Annotated in this window: 19 protein-coding genes, 1 tRNA gene and 1 pseudogene; 16 read left to right on the top strand and 5 right to left on the bottom strand. The window is 64.2% G+C overall.

Annotation, left to right across the window (positions count from 1 at the left end):
- Positions 1-22 precede the first annotated feature (22 nt).
- From ACIPXZ_RS08960 to ACIPXZ_RS08940, 5 genes and pseudogenes are all read left to right on the top strand, one after another.
- Positions 23-670 (top strand): annotated as a pseudogene (locus ACIPXZ_RS08960) (DUF501 domain-containing protein); the annotation flags it as partial.
- Positions 671-679: 9 nt separating this feature from the next.
- A complete protein-coding gene (locus ACIPXZ_RS08955; protein WP_400592743.1) occupies positions 680-1,645 on the top strand; it encodes an exopolyphosphatase in 966 nt (321 codons plus the stop codon).
- Between the two features lie 70 nt (positions 1,646-1,715).
- A complete protein-coding gene (locus ACIPXZ_RS08950; RefSeq protein ID WP_400592740.1) occupies positions 1,716-3,137 on the top strand; it encodes a S8 family peptidase in 1,422 nt (473 codons plus the stop codon).
- An 83-nt stretch (positions 3,138-3,220) separates the two neighbouring features.
- Positions 3,221-4,633: an NAD(P)/FAD-dependent oxidoreductase gene (locus ACIPXZ_RS08945; RefSeq protein ID WP_400592619.1), complete on the top strand. Its 1,413-nt coding sequence runs from the start codon at positions 3,221-3,223 to the stop codon at positions 4,631-4,633.
- A gap of 208 nt (positions 4,634-4,841) precedes the next feature.
- A tRNA-Leu gene (locus ACIPXZ_RS08940) sits at positions 4,842-4,915 on the top strand.
- A gap of 131 nt (positions 4,916-5,046) precedes the next feature.
- Here the strand turns inward: ACIPXZ_RS08940 and ACIPXZ_RS08935 are convergent.
- The 4 genes from ACIPXZ_RS08935 to ACIPXZ_RS08920 all read right to left on the bottom strand — a co-directional run bounded on the left by ACIPXZ_RS08935 (position 5,047) and on the right by ACIPXZ_RS08920 (position 8,443).
- Complete coding sequence (locus tag ACIPXZ_RS08935; protein WP_400592616.1) at positions 5,047-6,216, bottom strand: Fic family protein; 1,170 nt, start codon at positions 6,214-6,216, stop codon at positions 5,047-5,049.
- 98 nt (positions 6,217-6,314) lie between these two features.
- Entirely contained in the window at positions 6,315-7,649 is a 1,335-nt protein-coding gene (locus tag ACIPXZ_RS08930) for a tyrosine-type recombinase/integrase (protein ID WP_400592613.1), read from the bottom strand.
- Positions 7,650-7,660: 11 nt separating this feature from the next.
- Positions 7,661-8,035 carry an ImmA/IrrE family metallo-endopeptidase gene (locus ACIPXZ_RS08925; protein ID WP_400592737.1) on the bottom strand — a complete coding sequence of 125 codons (375 nt, stop codon included), beginning with the start codon at positions 8,033-8,035 and terminating at the stop codon, positions 7,661-7,663.
- Positions 8,036-8,116: 81 nt separating this feature from the next.
- On the bottom strand, positions 8,117-8,443 hold the full coding sequence (locus ACIPXZ_RS08920) for a helix-turn-helix domain-containing protein (protein WP_400592610.1): 327 nt from the start codon (positions 8,441-8,443) through the stop codon (positions 8,117-8,119).
- Positions 8,444-8,532: 89 nt separating this feature from the next.
- Here ACIPXZ_RS08920 and ACIPXZ_RS08915 point away from each other — a divergent pair, with 89 nt between their 5' ends.
- The gene (locus ACIPXZ_RS08915) at positions 8,533-8,769 is read left to right on the top strand and encodes a helix-turn-helix domain-containing protein (RefSeq protein WP_400592607.1); all 237 of its coding nucleotides are present in this window, start codon (positions 8,533-8,535) and stop codon (positions 8,767-8,769) included.
- Positions 8,770-9,059: 290 nt separating this feature from the next.
- On the opposite strand, the gene ACIPXZ_RS08910 is transcribed toward ACIPXZ_RS08915, so the two are convergent.
- Positions 9,060-9,776 (bottom strand): hypothetical protein, encoded by a 717-nt coding sequence (locus tag ACIPXZ_RS08910; protein WP_400592605.1) that lies wholly within the window; start codon positions 9,774-9,776, stop codon positions 9,060-9,062.
- Between the two features lie 32 nt (positions 9,777-9,808).
- Here ACIPXZ_RS08910 and ACIPXZ_RS08905 point away from each other — a divergent pair, with 32 nt between their 5' ends.
- The 10 genes from ACIPXZ_RS08905 to ACIPXZ_RS08860 all read left to right on the top strand — a co-directional run bounded on the left by ACIPXZ_RS08905 (position 9,809) and on the right by ACIPXZ_RS08860 (position 16,393).
- Positions 9,809-10,048 carry a helix-turn-helix domain-containing protein gene (locus tag ACIPXZ_RS08905; RefSeq protein WP_400592602.1) on the top strand — a complete coding sequence of 80 codons (240 nt, stop codon included), beginning with the start codon at positions 9,809-9,811 and terminating at the stop codon, positions 10,046-10,048.
- Positions 10,049-10,321: 273 nt separating this feature from the next.
- A complete protein-coding gene (locus ACIPXZ_RS08900) occupies positions 10,322-10,801 on the top strand; it encodes a hypothetical protein (protein ID WP_400592600.1) in 480 nt (159 codons plus the stop codon).
- The gene (locus ACIPXZ_RS08895) at positions 10,798-11,079 is read left to right on the top strand and encodes a hypothetical protein (protein WP_400592597.1); all 282 of its coding nucleotides are present in this window, start codon (positions 10,798-10,800) and stop codon (positions 11,077-11,079) included. Before ACIPXZ_RS08900 ends, ACIPXZ_RS08895 begins: the two co-directional genes overlap by 4 nt.
- Positions 11,076-11,273 carry a hypothetical protein gene (locus tag ACIPXZ_RS08890; protein ID WP_400592594.1) on the top strand — a complete coding sequence of 66 codons (198 nt, stop codon included), beginning with the start codon at positions 11,076-11,078 and terminating at the stop codon, positions 11,271-11,273. The genes ACIPXZ_RS08895 and ACIPXZ_RS08890 overlap by 4 nt, the downstream gene beginning before the upstream one ends.
- On the top strand, positions 11,270-11,779 hold the full coding sequence (locus ACIPXZ_RS08885) for a hypothetical protein (protein WP_400592592.1): 510 nt from the start codon (positions 11,270-11,272) through the stop codon (positions 11,777-11,779). Before ACIPXZ_RS08890 ends, ACIPXZ_RS08885 begins: the two co-directional genes overlap by 4 nt.
- Complete coding sequence (locus ACIPXZ_RS08880) at positions 11,776-12,138, top strand: hypothetical protein (RefSeq protein ID WP_400592589.1); 363 nt, start codon at positions 11,776-11,778, stop codon at positions 12,136-12,138. Before ACIPXZ_RS08885 ends, ACIPXZ_RS08880 begins: the two co-directional genes overlap by 4 nt.
- A 50-nt stretch (positions 12,139-12,188) precedes the next feature.
- Positions 12,189-12,398, top strand: a complete 210-nt coding sequence (locus ACIPXZ_RS08875) for a hypothetical protein (protein WP_400592586.1) — start codon at positions 12,189-12,191, stop codon at positions 12,396-12,398.
- The gene (locus tag ACIPXZ_RS08870; protein ID WP_400592583.1) at positions 12,391-13,911 is read left to right on the top strand and encodes a DUF4326 domain-containing protein; all 1,521 of its coding nucleotides are present in this window, start codon (positions 12,391-12,393) and stop codon (positions 13,909-13,911) included. The genes ACIPXZ_RS08875 and ACIPXZ_RS08870 overlap by 8 nt, the downstream gene beginning before the upstream one ends.
- Positions 13,908-14,651 carry a DNA-methyltransferase gene (locus ACIPXZ_RS08865; protein ID WP_400592580.1) on the top strand — a complete coding sequence of 248 codons (744 nt, stop codon included), beginning with the start codon at positions 13,908-13,910 and terminating at the stop codon, positions 14,649-14,651. The genes ACIPXZ_RS08870 and ACIPXZ_RS08865 overlap by 4 nt, the downstream gene beginning before the upstream one ends.
- An 8-nt stretch (positions 14,652-14,659) precedes the next feature.
- Positions 14,660-16,393: a DNA cytosine methyltransferase gene (locus ACIPXZ_RS08860; protein ID WP_400592578.1), complete on the top strand. Its 1,734-nt coding sequence runs from the start codon at positions 14,660-14,662 to the stop codon at positions 16,391-16,393.
- The last annotated feature ends 10 nt before the right edge of the window (positions 16,394-16,403 follow it).

Here is a 16,403-nt window from a genome sequence, read left to right as displayed (position 1 = left end):
GGTTGCAGTGAGGACACGACGAATGAGCGCAGAGGCGCAGAGCCCGACGGGCGGCGAGAGCCGTCAGGTCAGTCAGCAGGACCTGGACACGCTGAGCCGCCAGCTGGGCCGTCCGGTCCGCGATGTGGTGGAGATCTCGGCACGTTGCGTCTGCGGCAATCCGCTCGTGGCCGCAACGGCCCCGCGTCTGGGCAATGGGACGCCGTTCCCCACCACGTTCTACCTCACGCACCCGGTCATCACCTCCGCCGTCTCTCGTTTGGAAGCCGGCGGCCTGATGCAGGAGATGAATGAACGCCTCGCCGAGGACGCCTCGCTCGCCGCGGCGCACCGAGAGGCGCACGAGGCCTATCTCGCCGCGCGTCACGAGATCGGCCTGGCCAGCGGCGTCGGCGAGGTTCCTGAGATCGACGGCATCTCCGCCGGAGGGATGCCGGATCGCGTCAAGTGCCTGCACGTCCTGGTCGGCCACTCACTGGCAGCCGGCCCCGGCGTGAACGTGCTGGGCGATGAGGCGCTGGAGGCCATCTCCGAGTGGTGGACCGCGGACCGCTGTCACTGTGACGGCGCGTGGGACACCAGCGGCGAAGCTCCCGAGAAGGATCTCAGCCGTCACGGTCCGCAGGGCCGCCCCGATCTGGTCGGACGGCCCGCACCGCGGCGTTCCACCACCCGGCGCGTGGCCGCCATCGACTGCGGAACCAATTCGATCCGCCTGCTCATCGCAGACCGCGATGCGAAAGGCCACCTTGAGGACGTCGTGCGTCAGATGCGCGTCGTCCGCCTTGGCCAGGATGTCGACAAGACCGGTGCCTTTGCTCCGGAAGCCTTGGACCGCACCTTCGCTGCCGCGGAAGAGTACGCGCGACTGATCCAGGAGAACCCCTCGCCCTCGGCCGATGGGGGTCTCTCGGCACTGGGCCCGGCCGATATCCGGTTCGTCGGCACCTCGGCCAGCCGCGACGCACGGAACCGTGAGGTCTTCGTGGACGGCATCCGGGAGCGCCTGGGTGTCGCCGTCGAGGTCATCAGCGGCGACGAGGAAGCCGCGCTGTCCTTCGCCGGTGCCGCGAGCGTCCTGCCGCCGCGCGGCAAGGACCTCACGCTCGTGGTCGACCTGGGTGGTGGCAGCACCGAGTTCGTCCTGGGCGACGACGACGGTGTACAGGCTGCGCGCAGCGTGGACATCGGCTGTGTGCGGCTGACCGAGCGGCACTTGCGCAGCGATCCGCCCACCGCCACGGAGATCTCGGCGGCGGAAGCCGACATCAACGCCGCCATCGACCTGGCGCTGGAGACCGTGCCGCTCGGCCGCGCGAGCGCCGTCGTCGGTGTCGCCGGATCCATCACCACGATCACGGCCCACGCGCTGGGGCTTGAACGCTATGACTCAGACCGGATCCACGGCAGTCGGCTGGGCCTGGGCGAACTGCGTGCCGCCTGCGATTCCCTCCTGGCCATGAGCCGTCAGGAGCGCGCCGGGCTGGGCTTCATGCATCCCGGACGGGTGGACGTGATCGGTGCAGGTGCGCTGGTGTGGCGGACCGTGCTGAGCCGGCTTGAGGAACTCAGCGGAGGCTCACTGCGAGAGGCTGTCACGAGCGAGCACGATATTCTGGACGGAATCGCCCTCAGCATTGAGTGAGGGGCTTCGCCCAGGACGGCCGATGGTGGACTGCCGCCGCGCCGTCCCTGAGACGGAACGACGGGAGCGCATGAGGGCACGAGGCGTGAAGAGCACGGCGGGACTGCCCGCCGTCGTCCGTGGACTGGCCGGGGTGCTCACCCTGGCACTGGCTCTGCCGGTGGTCCTGGCGCCGGCAGCGCAAGCCGACACGGTCCGGGACGGCGAGTACTGGCTGGACGGCTATGGAATCACCAAGGCGTGGAAGCAGAGCCGGGGCGCCGGGGTCAAGGTCGCCGTCATCGACTCCGGGATCGATGTCAGTCACCCGGATCTGAAGGGGACCGTGGCCGAGGGCACGGACGTTTCCGGTGCCGGAAACGCCGAGGGGACCAAGAGCATCGGTGCCAAACCGGAGCACGGCACCTTGGTGGCCAGTCTCCTGGCGGGGCGCGGGCACGGGACCCGTCCGAGCAAGGGCCCGGCCGCGACGCCCGGTCCGACCGTGGCCGGGGCCGGGGTGGGTCCGGACGGCATCGTCGGGGTGGCTCCTGAAGCCCAGTTGCTGTCGATCTCCACCTGGCTCGGGTCTCCGAACCCTGCGGGGAAGACCGACGAGGAACAGATCCCGGAAGCGGTCCGCTGGGCCGTGGATCATGGGGCGAAAGTCATCAACATCTCGCTGGGCAGTTCCTCCCCGGACTGGCCGCAGAGCTGGGACGCTGCCTTCCTGTACGCCGAGCAGAAGGACGTGGTGGTCGTGGCGGCCGCAGGAAACCGCGGCGGCGGCAACATCCAGGTGGGGGCTCCGGCCACCATCCCGGGCGTCGTGACCGTTGCTGGACTGGATCGCCAGAACACGGCCAGCCAGGATTCCTCCTCCCAGGGCATCAGCATCGCCGTGGCAGCGCCCGCGGAGGAACTGGAGGGGGCTCTGCCGGGTGGTGGCTACGCCACCTGGAGTGGAACCTCGGGTGCTGCGCCCATCGTCGCAGGGGTTGCGGCGCTGATCCGCTCCAAGTATCCGGACATGAGTGCCAAGCAGGTCATCAACCGGATCATCTCCACCGCCAAGGACGTGGGGACTCCGGGCCGTGACCCTTTCTATGGCTTCGGAATCCTGGACGCTGACAAGGCGCTCACGGCGAACGTTCCGGAGACGGACGTGAACCCACTCGGCAGCATCGCCGATTGGATCCGCGTCCACCGGCGCGGCGGGGAGCCCAGCCCGAAGGTGCCGAGTGGTGCCGGTGCACTCATGCCGCAGCCCAGCATCTCGGATCCGACGCCTCCCACGGCCGAAGCCGCCGGTGCTCTGAGCGCGGGAACCCCGGCAGGCATCGTGATCGGTTTCAGCGCACTTCTGGTCCTGCTGCTTGCGGCGGGTGTGTTCCACGTGCGCAGGGTGGGCCTGAAAGAAGGGGCCTCGGAGGCCTCGGAAGCGGCGTCGGGCGGGCCCGAGAAAGGCGACGGAACGACTTCTCCGGACGGTGGGGAGAACCCGTCCGGCTGAGCCCCGAGAGGTAGCGGTCAGGAAGGGTTCCGAGCACGGTTTTGCCATGTGAAGATTTTCACAAACTGCGCTATCCTGGATGCATGGCAACCACTCAGCAGCCCCTTGCTCCCCAATTGCAGGACCGCCCACGCGTTCTCGTCGTCGGTGGCGGCTACGTCGGACTGTACGTAGCCCTCAAGCTCCAGAAGAAGATCGCCAACGCCGGTGGCATCGTCACCATCGTCGATCCGCTTCCCTACATGACGTACCAGCCCTTCCTGCCCGAGGTGGCAGGCGGCAACATCGAGGCACGTCACGCGGTGGTTTCGCACCGTCAGCACCTCAAGCAGACCGAGCTCATCCAGGGCCGCGTCACCGCGATCGATCACGCCAACCGCAAGGCCGTCGTGGCTCCCGCGGACGGTGGCGAGCCGTTCGAGATCCCGTACTTCGACGTCGTGCTGGCCGCCGGCGCCATCACCCGCACCTTCCCGATCCCGGGTCTGGCGGACAAGGGCATCGGCCTGAAGACCATCGAAGAGGCCGTTGCGCTGCGCAACCAGGTCCTCAACAAGATCGAGCTGGCCTCCACCATGACCGATCCGGAGAAGCGCAAGGCCGCTCTGACGTTCGTGGTCGTCGGTGGCGGCTTCGCCGGCATCGAGGCGATCACCGAACTCGAGGACATGGCCCGCCAGGCCGTCCGTGAGAACCCCCGCGTCGACCAGAGCGAGATCCGCTTCGTGCTGGTCGAGGCCATGGGCCGCATCATGCCGGAGGTCACCGCCGAGCAGGCCGAGTGGGTCGTCGAGCACCTGCGCAGCCGCGGCATCGAGGTGCTGCTCAACACCTCCCTGGCCGACGCCGAGGACAAGCTCAAGCTCATCAACATGGCGGACAAGTCCCCGGCCGGCGAGTTCGCCGCGGACACCCTCATCTGGGCCGCCGGTGTGCAGGCCAACCCGATGGTCCGTTCCACGGACTTCCCGCTGGAACCGCGTGGCCGCGTCCGCGTGCTGCCGGATCTCCGCATCGCCGGTGACGAGGGCATCATCGACAACGCCTGGGCCGCCGGCGACGTAGCCGCCGTTCCGGACCTCACGGGCAAGGGCCTGCCGGACGGCACCTGCGTGCCGAACGCGCAGCACGCGCTGCGTCAGGCCAAGGTGCTCGCGAAGAACCTGTGGGCTTCCCGCTGGGACAAGCCGATGCACGACTACAAGCACAAGAACCTCGGCGCCGTGGCTGGTTTCGGCTCCTGGAAGGGTGTCGCGAACATCAACCTGCTGGGCCGCATCGGCCTCAAGGGCTGGCCGGCCTGGCTCGCTCACCGTGGTTACCACGGCATGGCGATGCCGACGTTCGAGCGCAAGTTCCGCGTGGTCGGTGGCTGGTTCCTGAGCCTGTTCGCAGGTCGCGACGCCACCCAGCTCGTGGACCTGGACAACCCGCGCGGCGCCTTCGAGGCTGCCGCCCGTCCGGCCCCGAAGCCGGCCGAGACGGCCTCCAAGTAAGAGGCGCGCCCGTTCGCTGCTGACTGCCGACGACGACGGCGCCGCTCACCTCGGTGAGCGGCGCCGTCGTCGTTTTCGCTGCCGCGCGGCTCCGTGCCCGGCTTGTGTGCTCAGTTGTCGCGGGTCCAGGGGCCCGGAAGCCGCCACAAGTGAGCACGCAATGTCCGACGACGGCATGACCGCCGCCGCGCGGATAGGATGGATGAGCGCCCCAATAGCCCAATTGGCAGAGGCAGCGGACTTAAAATCCGCGCAGTCAGGGTTCGAGTCCCTGTTGGGGCACATGGATCGGCCCCGGAATCACGCGGATTCCGGGGCCGATTCCTGTTTTTCAACAGCGTCAGACCTACGTTTGGTGGGATATTTGGTGGGAAATATTGAAGGACGTAGGTTCCGAACAGGGTGAAGGTCGCCTATCCGTGAAGTGGAAGGAAGGCATTCATTATGTGGGCACGGGCGATGTAGCCGCCGCCTAGCCGTTCGACTAATCCAAGCTTGTCCAGGGCGTTGAGGTCTCGGGCGATGATGCGGTCCTCGTGGCCAGCGTAGAGCTCAGTCAGGATCGGAGTAAGTCTGCGGATCTCTTTCCGGGAGACGGGATCGCTTGTGGGCATGGCAAGGACGAGCTCTCGGCGACGATCACGCGCCGTGCCTGAGGGTTCGTCGTGGAGCACCTCGTGTACGTAGTTGATCCAGGCGGCCCGCATTTGGTGGCCCTTCACTGCCTCGATTTGTTCGCGGAGCATGTCGACGTAGCCGTCGATTGCGTACTTGAGGAAGCCGTCGATGTCGTTCTTCTTGGATGCGGCATCGAGTCGTCGGTAGTAGGCGGACCGTGTCCTGTTGTAGTGGTCGGACAGAAGATTTGATGCTAGCCAGGGAACGACGCCAGAATGAGCCAGCACGGCGACTTCGGCGAGTCGCGCAGTACGTCCGTTGCCATCGCCGAACGGGTGGATCCACACGAGATAGAGGTGCGCGAGAACCGCCGCGAAGACGGCATTGTAAAAGCGCATGTCCGCTGGAGTATCAGGGTCCTGGGATGGCTTGATGAACGACTCGTTGAGCCAGGAGCACATACGCTCCACCAAGTAAGGAACCTCGGCAGGCGGCGCGCCTCGGTAGACACTCCCGACCAGGAGCGTCTTGGTCGTGTACTCGCCGGGAACAACATGGTCGTCCACTTCGAGACCGTCGAGGATCTTCGCGTTCTGTTCTTTGAGCCATTCGGGAGACAACAAAAATGACTGGCCGCTCCGACCTGATTCGTCTACGGCCCGGAGCGCGCCCATGACGTTCTTGATCTCGGTTTCGAGGTACTCCTGCGAAGGCGGAAGCTCTTTGCCTTCGTGGAGGATGTGGTTGGCCTCCTCAAGGGAAAGGGTATTGCCCTCGATGGCGGCGGTTGCCAGGGCTCCCTTTGTGAGTACAACCGAGGCAAGCTCGGCAGCGAGGCGGGGTGGAAGCGGGATCCCTGCGAGGTGTTGGTTTTTGGAGAATGCTTCACCGAGACGTGCCCAGAGCGTGTTCACCCTTGGGTTGTAGGCAAAGCTAAGCCATTGGTGGGTCTCTTCATACAACATGACCCCACCATAGTCTAACTTTGCCTCACATTGGCAATATCAATGGCACTGTGAATGGCATCGCAGATGGCATGCATCCTGCTGGGCCCGATCGCTGTTCAGCGAGCCTGCCTGCGTTTGAAGTCGACTGGTATCACATTGCCCTCCGGTTCAGGAGAACCCGGGGGAGAAGCCTGGAATAGTGCCTCTGTGACTTTTTCTGCAGCGTCAGTTTTGAGTTCGTCCAGGACGTGTTGGTAGCGGTGAAGCATGGTGATGCTTGACCATCCCAGGATGTCCATCACGACCCGAGGGTCTACGCCCATGGCGAGGAGAACTGTGGCCGAGGTATGTCGGGCATCGTGGACTCGGGCGCGGGGGACGCCTGCGGAAGCCAGGAACTTCTGCCATGCTGCGTAGTCCTCTGAGCTGGGGATCGGCTTGCCGTTGCGTCGGCAGAACAAAAGCCGAATCGTCTCACCGCTCGGCGCTGTCCACGGCTGGTGGTTTTTTCCTTCCTCTGAACGAACCTGTGCGTTGAACGCCAAGAGGTCCTTGAGCGCCGTGGCTACGGGCGCCGGAACCTTGATAGTCCGTGTGCCGGCTTCGCTCTTCGGTGGGCCGGTATGGATGCCGCCACCGTGCCGCTTCGGACACCACCCGTTCTTCTTGCCACAGACTGGATCCGAGCCTTCGGGGGCACATCCGTGTTTCCAGGACATGAGGTAGAGCGTTCGCTGAATTCGCAGCGTGCCGGCCGCGGGGTCAAAGTCATCTTCAGCCAGTCCTAGCCGCTCTCCTTGCCTGGGCCCGAGTGCAAGAGCGACCATCCAGCGAGCTCCCTCCTGTGGCGGCAGTTCGGAGGCGGCTTGGATGAGACCACGTGCGTCAGCCAGCGTGAACACGGTAGGCGAGAACGCCGCCGGCGTCGGAGCATCAATTCTGCTGGCCGGGTTGACCGCGATGATTCGGTGCTGGACAGCTACCTTCAGCCCCCGAGACAGAACACGGTGCAGCTGCAGGACAGTGGTCTCCGACCGCTTTGCATCTCGCAACCTCTTGTAAAGCAGCGAGAGATCCGTAGGAGTGACCTTGTCGAGGCGCTTCCGCGCGATCGGCTGACCATGAATCCATGTCCGGAACAGGGACCTGTACCCGACGCGGGTTCGCGGCCTGATTCGAGACTCTGGCGTGATCGACAACCATGTCTCCAGCCAAGCCTCCAATGTCGGCATCTTGCCGCCCACCAATTCGCCTCGGGCCAAAGCAGCAACGGCTGCCCGCCGCTTCGCATTCGCTTCGGACTTGGTCTTCCCGTACAGGATCTTCCGGACAGGCCGGCCGTTCTTCATCTCACCGGTCAATACCTCAGAGCGCCACCGGCCATCGGCCTGCTGATAGACAGTCCCATCGCCATAGCGTCCACGCGGCTTGTCAGGGCTCTTCTCAACCATCTCAAATCCAATCAAGCAGCATGGTCAAAGACCAGGGCACGCAGAACCTCGCGTTCGATGGCGGTCAGATCGTCCAGGAACACATGCAAGGCACGAGGCAACACGTTCAGGCGGGCTGCGAGCTGCTGGACGGTAAGTCCGGGTTCGGCTTCTCTGGCGACCACGTCAACTGTCAGCATGTTCCGAATGGCCCACCGGTCCGCCGCAAGTTCCTGCTTCGGATTACGGCCGATATGCTCATAGTGGGCATGACCAAGCTCGTGATAGGCAGTCCACTCGTGCTGCAACGGGCCCATCCCGGGCCTGAGAGTTATAAGCCTTCTGTCCGGATCCCAGATTCCCCAGGCTAGGCCAGGAGTGTCGCCGATTCGGATACGGACACCCATCTGTTCAGCGACGAGGTCAGCTTCGGTGAGGCGGTGCGGTGTGGCCAAAGTGATCCCCCGATCGTGTGGCATGGACGGTTTTTAGCCCTCGTAGGGTTCCGCGTCAAAGGGAATGTCAGACTCAGGATCGTTCGCGGCCAGGCGGACCTGATCTTTGGTCGGGAGCGCCGAATAGTTGGGGTTGCTGATTGAATCCAGAATGCCTCCGGGATCGACGCCCAGAGCAAAGCAAATGGCGACGAAGGTCGGCAAGGGGATAGCGCGCTCGCCCTTGAGGTATCGACCAATGGCAACCTCTGAGACGCCGGCGATCGCGGCAATGTGCGCATTCACTGGCGGCTTGCTCATTCGGGCTTTAGCAACCCGCAGCTCGGCGGCCACTTGAGCGGTGACTTCTTCTTCTCGCATGTGCACACCATACAGGACATCGGTTAGAAAGTAACCATATTGATTTCAAGCTAACCACTTGGCAAGAATGCTAACCATATGGTTAGATCATGGTCATGAACATCAACACCGAAACCGCGAGGCTCATCAAGAGCAACATCGAGGACTTCGGCCTGACCGAGGCCGTTGTGGCGGAGAAGGCCGGAATCGCGCCGTCCACGCTGCGGCGGAAGCTTCGGGGCGAAAGCCCGTGGACAGCGACCGAAGTCTTCAACATCGCCAAGGTGCTGCGCATCGCGCCGAGCCGACTTCTCCCTGCATCCTTCAGCGCGGTGAACGCAGCATGAACGCCGCGGGTATGTCAGTTCTCAGGGCGCCAGAGGTTCTTCATCGGCTCACCGCTGAGGCAGCATCGGAGGGATACGGAGTAGGTGGACTTCAAACGTTTGTCGGCGCCAGAGCTTGGGGCATGTGTCGAGTTGTTGGGCAACCTACTGGGCGAGCTGGGAGCGGCTTCAGACACGCGGGCTCTCGGGGAGACGAATGGCTTGGTTCTGGATTGGGCTTACTCGAATGCACGGGAAGTGTTGTCCTCTGCGATGAGGTCGGCGGTGTCGGAGCTGAGGAGCCGTTCCGTTTAGGATCCGCCGCCGGTGAGGACATTGGTTGCGACGTCTCCAGCGACATTGAGTGCCGTCATCCCGACTGCTCCGAGGATTCCGGCCATCAACTTCTGGGTCTTTTCCGACCACTTCTTCCGGCTTTCGGCAGGGAGGGTCTTTTCGATCGTGCTGGTGCATCCAAGCAGCTCGAGGATCTTCCTGCGCACAGCCATGTTCCCGTGGATGTCCTTGCCAGTCAGGGTTTGGATGGTTTCATCGATCATCGCTATCAGGTAGTCCCTGATTTCGGGGCTGAGGGTGGGCTCCTTCTCGGCCAGCTTTCGGAGGTCCGTAGCAATGCCGATCGCGGTAGTGATGAAACTTTCCTCCAGGACCGGGACGATCTTGTGGGAGTCGATGTGCCCTGCGAGAGCGTTCAGAATGCGGAATTCATGCTCAGCAACGACTGGTCGGGTGTGGTTGATTTGGGAATTCCATGGGACCCCGACTGCAAAGATGCCGCGATACCAGGCGGGGATGCTTGCTTCATAGAAGTCGATGGGCTGACCGCTTTCCTTGAGCGTAAGCAGAGCTTCCCTGATATCTGTCATGTAGTTCATGGCGAGGATGTGCGCTTCCCAGAACGGGAGGCCATCGAGATTTCCATCTGCTCGTGCGGATTCTGGGCTCTGCCCGGAGGGGATTGTCCACGTTGCCAGGAGAGAGGCGAGGAGCCTTGCGGGGTTCGACATGGACCAAATCCTAAGGCACTGAGGGCTGAAGCATGACGGCGATCACTGAGGTGCTCGCGACTCGTCTGTTCACCGTTGAGGAAGCTGCTGTCGAGTTGGGTGTCGGGAAGAACTACGTCTATTCGGCGATCAAGGCGGGGGAGTTGCCTGTCGTGGAACTCGGTACCGGGACGCGATCGAAGATCAGGGTTCGGGCTACGGCCCTGGAGTTGTTCATTGAGCAGCGCACGCACACGGCGGACCCGGCCGCCGATGTATCAGCCTGGGTTTGAGCCCGGCTCCATTGTCTCCGGCGGGTCACATGCCCCCCATAGGTGGCCCGCCGGTTCCCCAATCCGCGCCTCCCCAGCGCAGAAAGAAGCCCCCGAACAGTTCGTACCTGTTCGGGGGCCGGTGAATTCAATCAAAGGAGAACTCAATGTCCAGTGTACCGATGACCCGTCCACGGCCCCTAGCCGCATCCTGGACGGTTTGGCGCCGCGTGTTCGATGCCCTGACACAGCAGCTCACACCAGGAAGCCATCTGAGTCTGAACGGGGAGCGCAATGTCTAAGCCGAACAGCGTGAAGAACTTGTTCCTGGGCGCGATTGACGTACAGAGCGGCACCGCCGGTCCTGTGAAGGCGCGCCGTCAGGCGATGATCGCTGGCGTGATCGGCCGTTCCCGGGCCCTGAGTGAGACGGTGCAGGCCGTGAAGGCCTTCGATTCTATGGGTAACGCTGTTCTAGTTGCCCAGCAGATCAGGGACGTGGCCGAGGTACTTGCCTCGGCAGCGAACGCGCTGGCTGACTCGATCGATCTAGCATGCGCGGCCGGGCCGCACGTGACTCGGGAAGGGTCAGGCCAGGGTTTCCCGGTGAGTGAGTCTGTTGCGCGGGTCCTAGACGGCGAGTTGCCGGTCGGCGGCGAGGTGCATGTCGTCTTGGACGACGGCACGGATGTCGCTATTCAGCATGCGGTGCGTTCGGGTCTTGCTGCGCAGGCGGAGAACGTGCGGCAGTTGCGGGCGGGGTGGAATCGATGAGCCGCCGCAAGGGTCCCTTGGTCGTGTGTACGGCGACGGTCAATCCGATCGGGCACCGCCCGTTGAAAGAGCTCGTGCAGTTGTCGTATCGGAACGCGGAGCAGATGACGGAGCAGATCCGTTTGTTCGCGAAGCATCACGGGCCACGGGCGGCGCGTATCCAGGTGGATACGGCGACGTCGACGATCTTCATGAACGGGATGGCGTGGGCGAAGTACCACCTGAATCCGGCCCGTGACGATGCCGCGGAGCAGGAAGCTCTGGAGGTGGAATCGTGAGTCTCCCTCGTAGCGCTGATGCGCGTTCCCGAAGGCGGTGGCGTCTCTACACGCCGATGCTGCTCGCGGCCGTTCTGGTGTTGGCAAGTTTCCCGGTGGCGGGATTCACCGGCGCACATCTCTTGGCTGCCGTTGTCGTCATCTTCGTCTTCGTCGCCCTTGCGATCGACACCAACCCGGGGGATCGGCCATGAGTAAGACGTTCGGACGCACGATCTACGACGCCCGTCTCAAGAAGAAGCTGCTGAGCAACGACGTGGCCATGTCCAGCTCCATGAGGATGAGTGGCATTTCGGTGAAGCGGCTCTGGGAACTGGAGAACGCCGCGGACGTGCCGAGCGAGGTTGAGTGCGTGACGCTCTCCCGGATCCTTGACGTCGACCTCGGTCATCTCTTGCGGCTCTCGGGTCTCCACATTGCCCAGGAACCGGAGCCGGCCGACGGCGCGGACGCGGTCAAGGTCGCCCGCGTGATCGAGGACGGCTCCACGACTGAGACCGTCGCCTCATCGCCCACGTCGAAGGATCCGATGACTGCCCTCTTGGATGAGGCGAACCGGATTGCGGATTTGGCCAGGCATTTCCTGGCCAGTGGTGAGCCGGGCATCGCGACAGGGTTCCTGCGAGCGGCAGCTGAACTAGCCGCCGCATCCGATGCTCTCGTGACCGCGTGTACGGCCGATGAGGGGGAGCGGTCGTGAGCGCGTACCGCCACGGTCAGTCCAAGGACGCAGTGAAGCAGCGTTTGGACCAGGCCGCGAGCCTGGTGCAGCAGACCAGGGTGGAGGCGTCGAAGAAGGTCGTCGATGCACGCCGGGAGGTTCGCCGCCAGAGGTCGCGTGCGAACGAGTACCGGGGCCTGTATCAGGCCCGTCTGGCCGAGGACATGAAGACCAGTAGCGGGTCGTGGTCGAAGGTCACGCCCGGGCGTTACGGGGGACCGGCCGGCCTGGCTGCCGCGGTCCGTGAGACCGACGCATTTGTGAGGAAGTACGGCCGCACCTGGGACACCGGGCAGTTACGCGCCGAACCGAGAAGAAAGAAGTGGGTGACCTACTGATGGGTACGCGTACACCACCCCCGTTGGGGAAGTTCGTTCAGTCGTTCGACATGGCCGCTCATGCCGCGGTGATCGCGTTGCCGGTGTCCTTCGACAAGGAGTCACGGATGGTACCGGGCGAGGCCATGGTCATGTCGATTTTCCCCCATATCGCGACGAACCGAGCGAGTCTTGCCGGGATCCTGAGGACCCTGGCCGATCACATCGAGCACGGCACGTCAGAGCTCATTGCGTTCGAACCGGGAGGTTCCGATGCCTGAGCGGATCCAGCGCCGCCGCGTCAAGGGCTGGCGCGCTCCAGAGGGTGCTGTGTTCGTGGGACGTCAGACCATGTGGGGGAACCCGTGGCAAGACTTCGATGGGTCTGTCCGTGGCCCTGCATGGGCCGATGCTGTAGCGCGAGAGGTGACCGCGCCGGTGGTCCCAAGTCGTTTCGGCGGCGCGGTCACGTACAGCGACCATTCGGATCCTCGCGCTGCTGCGGAAGCCGCGGTCGATCTGTTCCGAAAGTACTGCGTCTTCCTGTCGCGGGACTTCCCGGGCCTGCTCCTTGAGTGGACTGAGCCGCTGCGTGGCAAGGACCTGATGTGCTGGTGCCCGATCGATGCGCCGTGTCACGCCGATGTCCTCCTCGAGTTGGCGAACCGAACGACCGCGGTTGCGAACATGCCTGGCTACAGCGACCCAGCCTCCCACGCAGGTCCAGAGCCGGACACCACCGGCGGCCAGGGCCTTGCGGCACCGTTCCCGTACTTCGGTGGTAAGCGCCGCGCAGCCGCGACGGTATGGCGCGCTTTGGGTGATCCGGCCGGGTATGTCGAGCCTTTCGCGGGCTCCGCCGCCGTACTGTTGGAACGGCCAGCATTCCGGGGACGTCGGGTGGAAACGCTCAACGACCTGGACGGCTGGCTGGTGAACACGTGGCGGGCGATTCAACAGTCTCCCGCAGAGGTCGCCAGGCACGCCGGTGGCCCCGTGATGGAGATCGATTACCACGCCCGGCTGGCATGGCTACAGGAACGCCGCACAGACGGCCTGGTGTCGTGGCTTGAGGGCGATCCTGAGGTGTACGACGCGAAGGCGGCCGGGTGGTGGCTGTACGTGGCCGCGTGCGGCATCGGGGACCCCTGGGGCGCCGGACCCTGGCACGTGATCGACGGGCGACTGACCAAGCTGCCCAAGGCCAACGGCCGCCGCGGAACGGGCATTGAGCGGTCCCTTCCAGATATCGGCACCGCCGGAAAGGGAATCAACCGCGAGCTGCCGCACCTCGGCACCGCCGGGATGGGCGTCAACAGGGCATTCCCGGCACAGGGCGAGCACGACCGTGCGCTCGCGGCCTACATGACGACCCTGGCAGAGCGTATCTGCCGAGTCCGGATCACGTGCGGTTCGTGGGAGCGGGTCGTCAAGCCCTCAGCAATCCGTGCCGGGGCTGGTGGTGATGGTGCCCGGGCAGTGTTCCTCGATCCTCCCTACGCCACCTCGGGAGATCTCTATGCGTCGTCCGCAGATGACAGCGGCGAGATCAGCGCCAACGTGCGCCGGTGGTGCACGACAGTCCCCGAGGACCTACGCGTCATTCTCTGCGGCTACGAGAACGAACACGACGAACTCCTCACGCACGGGTGGACCGTCACTGAGGGCAAGGCCAACGGTGGGGCCGGGTACAACACGGACCCACTGGCGGGCAGACGCGAACGACTCTGGATGTCCCCGGCCTGCATCACCCACAAGCAAGAAGCATTCGACTTGGAAGGACTCGCGTCATGAGTCTCTATTACTCAGACAACTACGTGGAGATTTACCACGGCGATTGTCGAGACATCTTGACTGGGATGCCAGACGACCGGGTGTCGTCGGTGCTCACCGACCCTCCATACACTGACCGCACACACGACAAGGCTCGCTCACGCTCGCACAAGGTCGACGGACGAGACATCATCAAATCCGGGATCACAGCTTTCACGGCAATCACTGAGAAGGACCTCAGAGACATCCTCACGGAATGTGGCCGCGTCGCTGAGCGATGGGTGATCGCGACCATGGACTATCGGCACGCAGTTGAATTCGACCAGAATCCACCATCAGGACTGAAATCTCAGCGCGTGGGCGTGTGGGTAAAGACCAACCCGACGCCCCAAATCACCGGTGACCGACCGGCCCAGGGCTGGGAGGCCATTGCCTACCTCCACCGGGCAAAGGGGCGGTCGCGATGGAACGGCGGCGGCAAACACGGGAACTACGTCACCAAAATCGCCGCGCCAGAAGGACACCCGACCGCGAAGCCCCTTTCAATACTGGAGGACTGGGTCGCCATGTTCTCCGACCCTGGTGAAACGATATTGGACCCATTCGCAGGCTCTGGAACAACTCTGAGAGCTGCCAAGAACCTGGGCCGGAAGGCAATTGGCGTCGAACTGGAAGAGCGATACTGCGAACTTGCCGCTAAACGTCTCGCCCAGGATGCCTTCGACTTCGAAGCCCTAACTACTGTGAATGGCGGCATCTAATGCTCACGATGACTGACATGTTCTGCGGCGCCGGCGGCTCCAGCACCGGAGCGCTCGCGGTCCCGGGGATCCGGGTGGCGACGGCGATGAACCACTGGGGCCGGGCAATCGAGACCCACAACACGAACCACCCGGACACGGACCACGTGCAGGCGGATATCAGCCAGTATGATCCGCGCCGGATCGCGCCGACGGACATTCTCTGGGCGTCGCCGGAGTGCACGAATCACTCGATGGCGAAGGGCCGGAAGAGGGTCACGAACCAGGGCATGCTTTTCGGCGGTACGGAGGACATCGCGGCGGACCGGTCGCGGGCGACGATGTGGGACGTGCCCCGGTACGCGGAGCAACACCGGTACCCGCTGATCATCACGGAGAACGTGGTGGACGCGGCGAAGTGGTTGTTCTTCGATGAATGGCTGTCGTGCATGGTCAAGCTCGGCTATGACCACCGGATCGTGTTCCACAACTCGATGCACGCCCAGCTCGGCGGCCTCCCGGCACCGCAGTCCCGGGACCGCATGTATGTGGTGTTCTGGCGGAAGGGTAACCGAGCCCCGGACTTCGATCGTCTCCGGCCGAAAGCGTATTGCCCGGACCATGGCCTGATCGACGCGATGCAGGCGTGGAAGAAGCCGGGGCAGCCGTGGGGCCGGTATCGGGCGCAGTACGTGTGGCGGTGCCCGCGGACGGAGTGCCGGAACGCCGTCGTGGAACCGGGCTGGTTGCCCGCGGCGTCCGCGATCGACTGGTCCCTTCCGGGCCAGCGGATCGGGGACCGTGAGAAGCCACTGGCGCCGAAGACCATGGCCCGTATCGAGGCCGGGCTTGCTAAGTACAGTAGCGAGCCCTTCTTGTCGCTCATGCGCAGCGGGCGGGCCCGGAACTACCTGCCGTCCGAGGTGGTGCAGACGCTCACGACCGAAGGCGCAGGGCATTGCCTGATCGATCCCATGGTTCTGGAGGCTGCGGGTAACACGTATGACTCGGCGAACCCGGCCAGGGGAGGGGGCTACTACCGGATCTGGCCGGTGTCCGAGGAGTTCCGGACCCTTCACAGCAGCGTCTCGAAGGCGCTCTTGATCCCGGTCGAGGGCCGTGACGGGAAGGACGCCCAGGACGCTGCCGCTCCGATGCGGACGCAGACGACTCGCAATGAGACGGGCATCCTCATGACGAACAACTGGGCGAACCAGGCGCGGACCACGGAGGACCCGCATGCGACGCTCACGACGGCGAACGTCCAGTCGCTCCTGGTGCCGCCTGCGTTCCTGGTGCGCAATAACAACGTCTCGGGCGACAGCGGCTATCTGACGACCCCGGTTGATGAGCCGATGCGGACTCTCACGACGTCGGGTCATCAGTCGCTCCTGGTGCCGTACTACAGCGCGGGTCAGGCCCGACCGACGGCCGAGGCGATGCCGACGGTTACAACGGTGGACCGCCACGCCCTCGTCACGATGCGGGGGGCCAACTCCCCGAAGCATGTGCGGGACGTCATGGACACGGTCACGGCGGGCGGCAACCATCACGGCCTGATGAGCGTGGACGTCCCGGCCGTGGAGGACTGCACGTTCCGGATGCTCGAGCCCCACGAGGTCATGTGGGGCATGGCGTTCCCGCGCGATTACGTGATGACCGGGTCTAAGCGTGACCAGGTCAAGCAGTCGGGCAACGCCGTCACCCCGCCCATGGCCCGCGATTTGCTCATGATCGGCGCCGACTCCCTTCAAGCGCCCTGAACGATGGAGA

The sequence above is a fragment of the Arthrobacter sp. NPDC090010 genome, from assembly GCF_044748305.1.
GTDB lineage: Bacteria > Actinomycetota > Actinomycetes > Actinomycetales > Micrococcaceae > Arthrobacter_E.
The sequence above is the reverse complement of the archived record's forward strand: the minus strand, read 5'-3'. Positions and strand labels throughout refer to the sequence as shown.

Bases quoted from the DNA above. Each gene is read 5' to 3' on its own strand.
- ACIPXZ_RS08915 (WP_400592607.1), top strand. From the start codon at position 8,533: ATGGTCATGAACATCAACACCGAAACCGCGAGGCTCATCAAGAGCAAC.
- ACIPXZ_RS08865 (WP_400592580.1), top strand. From the start codon at position 13,908: ATGAGTCTCTATTACTCAGACAACTACGTGGAGATTTACCACGGCGAT.
- ACIPXZ_RS08885 (WP_400592592.1), top strand. From the start codon at position 11,270: ATGAGTAAGACGTTCGGACGCACGATCTACGACGCCCGTCTCAAGAAG.
- ACIPXZ_RS08905 (WP_400592602.1), top strand. From the start codon at position 9,809: ATGACGGCGATCACTGAGGTGCTCGCGACTCGTCTGTTCACCGTTGAG.
- ACIPXZ_RS08925 (WP_400592737.1), bottom strand. From the start codon at position 8,035: ATGGGTGTCCGTATCCGAATCGGCGACACTCCTGGCCTAGCCTGGGGA.
- ACIPXZ_RS08875 (WP_400592586.1), top strand. From the start codon at position 12,189: ATGGCCGCTCATGCCGCGGTGATCGCGTTGCCGGTGTCCTTCGACAAG.
- ACIPXZ_RS08930 (WP_400592613.1), bottom strand. From the start codon at position 7,649: ATGGTTGAGAAGAGCCCTGACAAGCCGCGTGGACGCTATGGCGATGGG.
- ACIPXZ_RS08935 (WP_400592616.1), bottom strand. From the start codon at position 6,216: ATGTTGTATGAAGAGACCCACCAATGGCTTAGCTTTGCCTACAACCCA.
- ACIPXZ_RS08945 (WP_400592619.1), top strand. From the start codon at position 3,221: ATGGCAACCACTCAGCAGCCCCTTGCTCCCCAATTGCAGGACCGCCCA.
- ACIPXZ_RS08910 (WP_400592605.1), bottom strand. From the start codon at position 9,776: ATGTCGAACCCCGCAAGGCTCCTCGCCTCTCTCCTGGCAACGTGGACA.
- ACIPXZ_RS08870 (WP_400592583.1), top strand. From the start codon at position 12,391: ATGCCTGAGCGGATCCAGCGCCGCCGCGTCAAGGGCTGGCGCGCTCCA.
- ACIPXZ_RS08900 (WP_400592600.1), top strand. From the start codon at position 10,322: ATGTCTAAGCCGAACAGCGTGAAGAACTTGTTCCTGGGCGCGATTGAC.
- ACIPXZ_RS08860 (WP_400592578.1), top strand. From the start codon at position 14,660: ATGACTGACATGTTCTGCGGCGCCGGCGGCTCCAGCACCGGAGCGCTC.
- ACIPXZ_RS08920 (WP_400592610.1), bottom strand. From the start codon at position 8,443: ATGCGAGAAGAAGAAGTCACCGCTCAAGTGGCCGCCGAGCTGCGGGTT.
- ACIPXZ_RS08895 (WP_400592597.1), top strand. From the start codon at position 10,798: ATGAGCCGCCGCAAGGGTCCCTTGGTCGTGTGTACGGCGACGGTCAAT.
- ACIPXZ_RS08950 (WP_400592740.1), top strand. From the start codon at position 1,716: ATGAGGGCACGAGGCGTGAAGAGCACGGCGGGACTGCCCGCCGTCGTC.